Source organism: Symbiopectobacterium sp. (genome assembly GCF_051710365.1).
Lineage (GTDB): Bacteria > Pseudomonadota > Gammaproteobacteria > Enterobacterales > Enterobacteriaceae > Symbiopectobacterium.
Genome location: NZ_JBPETA010000171.1, coordinates 1 through 6,498, shown reverse-complemented (window position 1 = coordinate 6,498; position 6,498 = coordinate 1). Strand labels below are relative to the sequence as shown.

Here is a 6,498-nt window from a genome sequence, read left to right as displayed (position 1 = left end):
GGTTACGGATGGTAACGTGGGGAGTACTCATGCTGATTGGTCTGCAAAAAGCAGTAATAAATTCAGAACTTCAGAATACCGTCAAGTCCCGAAAAAAGAAAAATCAGGTGCGGAATGACGGATTTAACAATGCTATGGTACTGACTCTTGTTAATTGAGAGCCAGGACTTATGCTACCACGATTCGCGTTTCTGAAGGGAAAAGGGACATTGTTCCGCAGATTCCGACCCAGCATTTTTTTGGGGTTATTGCTGATTATCGGTCTGTTTTCGCTGCTGCAACTGATGTCGATCGCGATTATTTCTAACACCATGAGCCAGGTACAGCGTGATACCACGGCCAACGATCGTTTACGTGAACAACAAGCGCTTTTGGATCAGGCGCGTATGGCGGCGATGAACGCCAGCGATAAGTTAAACCGGGCGGGCATCTATCTAATGGTAGATAAAGAGACCGGCTCCGTAGGCAGTTGGAATAGCCTGATGGAAGAGGCACAAGTCTCTCTCAAACAGGCTCAGGACTATTATCAACAGATCGAAAAACCTGACGACACTGACAGCGACAGTCAAGCGTTACTGCGTAGCTACCAACAATTGTATCAAGGGTTGGTTGAGTTGGCTGACGGTATCAAACAGAGCAATCAGATCGATATCTTTTTTATGGTGCCGATTCAGGCTTATCAGAATGATTTCACACAGAAATACGGACACTATCTGGCGAATAATTCCGCACGTCAGAAGCAGCATGGGGAACAATTTCTGATTTCCCTCGACCGTACCCACACCATCTTCATGATCGTACTCGGGCTGCTGCTGGCCGTTTCGCTTGGCGTGTGGGCTATCGTAAACCGGATCATCATTCGCCCCCTCAATCACATTATTCATCACCTTGGACGCATTGCGTCCGGCGACCTCTCACAGCAACTTGATGAGAACAACGGTTGTACCCGTGAGATCGCCGTGTTAAATCACAGCATGACACAAATGCAAACCGGGTTGACCGACCTCGTTAGCCAGGTACGCCACGGTATTGAAGGCATGACGCAGCACGTTGACCGCGTCGCAGTGGATAATCAGACGCTGTTTTCACAAGCCCGTCTTCAAGCCACTGCGCTAAAAGCGACCACGGACAACATTCTTCAGTTGAATGAGCAACTGGCGCAGCACACCCAGCATACCGAGCAGGCCAGCCAGCATGCCCTGAACACCAGCACCATGGCCGCTCACGGTGAGTTGATGATGAATGACGTGCATGCCGCAATGTCCGACATCACCGGACGCACTAAAGAGATGACGGATGCCATCGGGATGATCGAAAACGTGGCGTTTCAAACACACATTCTCTCATTGAATGCCGCCATTGAGGCAGCACGAGCGGGTGAACTGGGACGTGGTTTCGCGGTGGTTGCCCGCGAGGTCGGCACACTGGCCGCGCAGAGTAGCTAGTCGGCGCAGCACATTAATGTGCTGATTCGCGACTCAGACAGCAGCGTCGCGACCGGTGCCAAATTGGTCAAAAAATTGAGCGACAGCCTGCAAAATATCATCAATTCCGCACAGGGCACCGGCACGTTCCTCAATGAAATCGCCGACATTTCCGCGCAGCAAACCCAGCATATTCAGGCGGTAACCGATCGCATTCAAACCCTGAACGACACGGTTAAACAGAATGTCAGTCAGGTAGAAGCCAGCGCTGATACGTTTAACGCGTTACTGGCACAGACCGAGCAGTTGCGTGCTTCAGTCACGCTCTTCACGCTATCAGCATCAACAAACAGCGGTTACTAAAAGTGGCCGTTCAGACTGCTGACAACGTCACTTTACCCCTTGTCATTCTCGGCGAAAGCCGGGGATCTCTGTGAGAATAAACGCATTTCTTCAGCAAGAGATTCCCGCCTTCGCGGGAATGACGGTGGAAGTAGTGGTGATTGGACTGTTTATCTAGTCAATGGGCGACTACCACTCGTAGGCCACCGCATACAGCAGAGCACGACGCTGATGTTTCTGTTGCAGGTAACGGGCATAGTGAATATGCCGATAAGTGCGTGACTGTGCTTCCAACCAACGGCCTCTGCGCCGCTGAACCTGGCGTAACATGCGCCACCGGATCACTTCATTTCTGCTGCGTCTCATGACAACACTCTTTATCGAAAACGGGAGGGGGTGCGGCGTGGTAGTATAGCGCGTTCTCAGGTCAATCCAAGCGCCGCGCTCTTTTTGCTGTTTCTGTACCGGCAATTTCTTCCTATTCTATTCAGACGAAAGGAATTTCCTCTTTTGGCAAACTATGCGTACACTTTATGTCAATCGTGTGCCGAAGGGATCTGTGCGCTGCTATGACGACTTTTTACACTCTGTTGAGTTGGCTACTGGTTCTGGGTTACTGGCTGCTGATCGCTGGCGTTACGCTTCGCGTCTTAATGAAGCGCCGTGCGGTTCCTTCTGCAATGGCCTGGTTGCTGGTCATTTATATTCTGCCGCTGGTCGGTATCATCGCCTACCTTTCGTTTGGTGAGTTGCATCTGGGTAAGCGACGCGCCGAACGTGCCAGCCGCATGTGGCCATCAACGGCCAAATGGCTGCGGGAGTTGGCCGAGTATCGGCAGATTTTCGCCACTGAAAACAGTGAAGTGGCGCGCTCACTGTTCCAACTGTGCGAACGCCGTCAGGGCATCGGCGGTATCAAAGGAAACCAGTTGCAGTTGCTGACCACCTTCGAAGATACCATCAAAGGGCTGGTGCGTGATATTGACTTGGCACGCAGCGACATCGAGATGGTGTTTTACATCTGGCAACCCGGCGGACTGGTTGAGCAGGTCACTGCGGCCTTGAAAAAAGCGGCTCAGCGCGGTGTAACCTGTCGAATTTTGCTCGATTCTGCGGGCAGCGTCGATTTCTTTCACAGCACCTATCCCTCACAGATGCGCGAGGCTGGGATTGAGGTAGAGGAAGCCCTCAAGGTAAACCTGTTCCGTGCTTTTCTGCGTCGCATGGATTTGCGACAGCACCGCAAAGTGGTCCTGATTGATAACCGGATTGCCTATACCGGCAGCATGAACATGGTCGATCCACGCTTTTTCAAACAGGATGCAGGCGTCGGCCAGTGGGTCGATTTAATGGCGCGTATTGAAGGTCCGATCACCACCACCATGGGCATTATCTATTGCTGCGACTGGGAAATGGAAACGGGTCAACGCCTGTTTCCGCCACCGCCAGATGTCGGCCTGATGCCGTTCGAGCAGGAGCGCGGGCATACCGTGCAGGTGATTGCATCAGGTCCGGGCTACCCCGAAGACATGATCCACCAAGCGTTGCTGACGGCCGTCTACTCCGCGCGACATCAGTTGATCATGACCACGCCCTACTTCGTCCCCAGTGACGATCTGCTGCACGCCATCTGCACGGCGGCACAGCGCGGCATCGATGTCAGCATTATCCTGCCGCACAAAAACGACTCCGTATTGGTCGGCTGGGCCAGCCGTGCGTTTTTCAATGAATTGTTTGCCGCAGGGGTAAAAATCTATCAGTTTCAAGATGGATTACTGCACACCAAAAGCGTGTTGGTCGACGGGCAACTCAGTCTGGTAGGCACCGTCAATCTGGACATGCGCAGCCTGTGGCTCAATTTTGAAATCACGCTGGTGATCGACGATGATGGCTTCGGCAGCGATCTGGCCTGCGTACAGGAAGATTACATCGCTCGCTCACGCCTGATGGATGAAAGCAAGTGGCAACAACGTCCTTACTGGCAGCGTATTGTCGAGCGCCTGTTTTACTTTTTCAGCCCATTTTTGTGATGCTCAGGTTCCCGACAATCGCCGTGCGTTGCGCTGTCAATAGACGAGCCGTCATGTTCTAATAGTGCCATTACTGAATCTATGGAAATGCCTTATGGACCTGAACAACCGTCTTACGGAAGATGAAACGCTCGAGCAAGCTTACAATATCTTTCTTGAACTGGCGTCTGACAACCTCGACCCGGCGGATATCATCCTGTTCAATCTTCCATTTGAGGAGCGCGGCGGTGCAGAATTATTTGATCCCGCCGAGGACTGGCAAGAACATGTCGATGTCGATTTGAATCCCGACTTTTTTGCAGAAGTGGTGATTGGTTTGGCGGAAAAAGATGGCGACCCGATCAACGACGTGTTCGCACGTATTTTGATTTGCCGTGAAAAAGACAACAAGATGTGTCATATCTTGTGGCGTGAGTAACCCCTCTCCCTAACAGCCTGCTGATATGCAGGCCTTTTTTATGCTCAGCCTTGTAGCGGATCGACTTTCAGGCACGAGACTGCATGGGTAAAATTGCCTTCCAGTAATGGGCGCGTCTTGACACAGGTTTCACTGGCTATCGGACAGCGGGTGCAAAATACGCAGCCGGCGGGTGGGTTAATCGGTGAAGGCAACTCTCCCTCCAACAGCTGTATCCGTTTGCCGCGCTCTTTATCGGGATCGGGGATCGGCACCGCCGACATCAGCGCCTGGGTGTAAGGGTGTAACAGATTGCCAAACAAGGCGTCATCGGTTGCCAGTTCCACGGCGTGACCGAGATACATCACCAGTACGCGATCGGAGATGTGTTTAACGACCGAAAGATCGTGCGCAATAAAAATCAGCGACAGTTGCATTTCCTTCTGCAATTGCCGCAGCAAATTCACCACCTGCGCCTGAATCGACACATCGAGCGCCGATACGGGCTCATCACAAATGATCAGCTTGGTGCGTAAAATCAACGCCCGGGCAATACCAATGCGCTGACACTGGCCGCCAGAAAACTCGTGAGGATAGCGGTTAATCTGGTTAGGCAGTAACCCTACCTTCTGCATCATATTTTTGACGCGATCGTTGATCACTTGCCGGGACAGGTCGTCACGATAAGTACGCAGTGGCTCGGCGATGATCTCACCCACCGTCATACGCGGGTTAAGCGAAGCTAGCGGGTCTTGAAAAATCATTTGAATATCGTTGCGAACGTGACGCCATCCCTCCTGATGGATGTGGCACAAATCCTGCCCCAGCCAGCAAATTTGCCCGCTGGTGGCTTTCACCAATACAATATAATGGCGCGCGCCAAGGTGGATTTACCGCAACCCGATTCACCGACAATACCCAGCGTTTCGCCTTCATAGAGGCGAAATGTGACGCCATCTACCGCTCTAAGCGACTGTGCGGGTTGCCAAAACCATTTTTTGCGCGCATTGACGGCGAAGTGCACACTGAGGTCACGCACGTCAAGGATGACGCGTTTCTCCTGTTGATTCGTCATAGCACCTCCTCCACCGCGCGAAAACAGGCCCGCATCCGACCCGCATCAAACGTGGTCAATGCGGGCACCTTCTGGCAGCGTTCCATGGCGTAGGGACACCGTGGAAGGAAAGGACATCCCTGCGGTAAATGCAACAGATTTAGAGGAAACGGGAAACGCACTCGCCACCAGATCGTTAACCGAGTAGTCCTTATATTTAAAGGACGGACCAAAATCCCCCTGCGTCAATTGGAGCAGATAATTACCATATTGTTTCAATATCGGATCGTTGAGATGGTATTTTGCCTCAATATTTGCCATCACTTCCGGGGGCAAATTACGTTCGCCGGTAAAAGGACTTCCCGGTGCTAACCGCATCATAAAGAACGAGATCGTAATCAATATAAACAGCGTCGGTATCGCTTCCAGACAGCGACGCAGAATAAATTTCAGCATGGTTCTACCTATATCAGCATGGTTCTACCTATATCAGCATGGTTCTACCTATAAAGGCATTGCACCTGTTTCTGTGCTCGCCTTCTCTCTACCGATCATTTCTTCGGCAAGAGAGAAGCGATGCACATTAAGGGACGGAGTTAATGTTGCAAAATATAAAGATCTTTCACATGAATATTGTCGAGCGGATCATTTCCCGTCAGACCACCAACAAACGGTTTCACCAACCGGATATTGGCGTAATAAAATACCGGGATCGTCACCGCATCGCGGTCCAATTGCGTTTCAGCCTGTTGATAAACAGCCGCACGTTCTTCTTCATTGGCTACTTGCAGTGATTTCGCTATAAGCGCATCAAACGCAGCGCTTTTGTAATGTGACGTATTTGAGCTACTGTCCGATAACATGCTGTTCAAAAATGACGACGGCTCATTATAATCCGCACACCACCCGGCGCGTGCCAGGTCGAAATTGCCCTGATGGCGCGTACTGAGAAACGTCTTCCATTCCTGATTTTCCAATTTTACGTTCACGACGTTCACGCCAATATTTTGCTTCCAGAGCGACGCGGCCGCAATCGCCATTTTCTTATGCAGGTCGGAAGTATTATACAGCAGCGTCAACGTCAGCGGTTTTTCCGGTGTATACCGGCTTTGTTGAATAAATAAAAAGTTTGGGTAATCATCGGATCAGATCACCATAGTTGTTTCAAAATCAGGTCTCCATGGCAAAACAAAATTTTAAAATCACTAACTGGCCCTCCTATAACAAGGCCCTCAAGCAGCGCGGTTCTCT

The 6,498-nt window shown here is 51.2% G+C and carries 3 protein-coding genes and 5 pseudogenes; 3 read left to right on the top strand and 5 right to left on the bottom strand.

Annotated features, from left to right (window positions below; genetic code table 11):
• The first annotated feature begins 170 nt into the window (after positions 1-170).
• Positions 171-1,787 (top strand): annotated as a pseudogene (locus ACTBDZ_RS13770) (methyl-accepting chemotaxis protein).
• Positions 1,788-1,955: 168 nt separating this feature from the next.
• Here the strand turns inward: ACTBDZ_RS13770 and ACTBDZ_RS13765 are convergent.
• Positions 1,956-2,132, bottom strand: coding sequence for a YciY family protein (locus tag ACTBDZ_RS13765; RefSeq protein WP_196907077.1), 177 nt, complete (start codon positions 2,130-2,132; stop codon positions 1,956-1,958).
• Positions 2,133-2,335: 203 nt separating this feature from the next.
• Between ACTBDZ_RS13765 and cls the strand changes: the two genes are divergently transcribed.
• Together cls and ACTBDZ_RS13755 are read left to right on the top strand one after the other, a co-directional pair.
• Positions 2,336-3,796 carry a cardiolipin synthase gene (gene cls / locus ACTBDZ_RS13760; protein WP_438815740.1) on the top strand — a complete coding sequence of 487 codons (1,461 nt, stop codon included), beginning with the start codon at positions 2,336-2,338 and terminating at the stop codon, positions 3,794-3,796.
• A gap of 94 nt (positions 3,797-3,890) precedes the next feature.
• Positions 3,891-4,214 (top strand): HI1450 family dsDNA-mimic protein, encoded by a 324-nt coding sequence (locus ACTBDZ_RS13755; RefSeq protein WP_438815739.1) that lies wholly within the window; start codon positions 3,891-3,893, stop codon positions 4,212-4,214.
• Between the two features lie 44 nt (positions 4,215-4,258).
• Here the strand turns inward: ACTBDZ_RS13755 and oppF are convergent.
• The 4 pseudogenes from oppF to ACTBDZ_RS13735 all read right to left on the bottom strand — a co-directional run.
• Positions 4,259-5,268 (bottom strand): annotated as a pseudogene (gene oppF, locus ACTBDZ_RS13750) (murein tripeptide/oligopeptide ABC transporter ATP binding protein OppF).
• A pseudogene (oppD, locus tag ACTBDZ_RS13745) lies at positions 5,265-5,414 on the bottom strand (oligopeptide ABC transporter ATP-binding protein OppD); the annotation flags it as partial. The pseudogenes oppD and oppF, both read right to left, overlap by 4 nt.
• A pseudogene (oppB, locus tag ACTBDZ_RS13740) lies at positions 5,407-5,703 on the bottom strand (oligopeptide transporter permease); the annotation flags it as partial. The pseudogenes oppD and oppB, both read right to left, overlap by 8 nt.
• Positions 5,704-5,843: 140 nt before the next feature.
• Positions 5,844-6,350: pseudogene (locus ACTBDZ_RS13735) on the bottom strand (ABC transporter substrate-binding protein); the annotation flags it as partial.
• Positions 6,351-6,498: the final 148 nt, after the last annotated feature.

Bases quoted from the DNA above. Each gene is read 5' to 3' on its own strand.
- ACTBDZ_RS13765 (WP_196907077.1), bottom strand. From the start codon at position 2,132: ATGAGACGCAGCAGAAATGAAGTGATCCGGTGGCGCATGTTACGCCAG.
- cls (WP_438815740.1), top strand. From the start codon at position 2,336: ATGACGACTTTTTACACTCTGTTGAGTTGGCTACTGGTTCTGGGTTAC.
- ACTBDZ_RS13755 (WP_438815739.1), top strand. From the start codon at position 3,891: ATGGACCTGAACAACCGTCTTACGGAAGATGAAACGCTCGAGCAAGCT.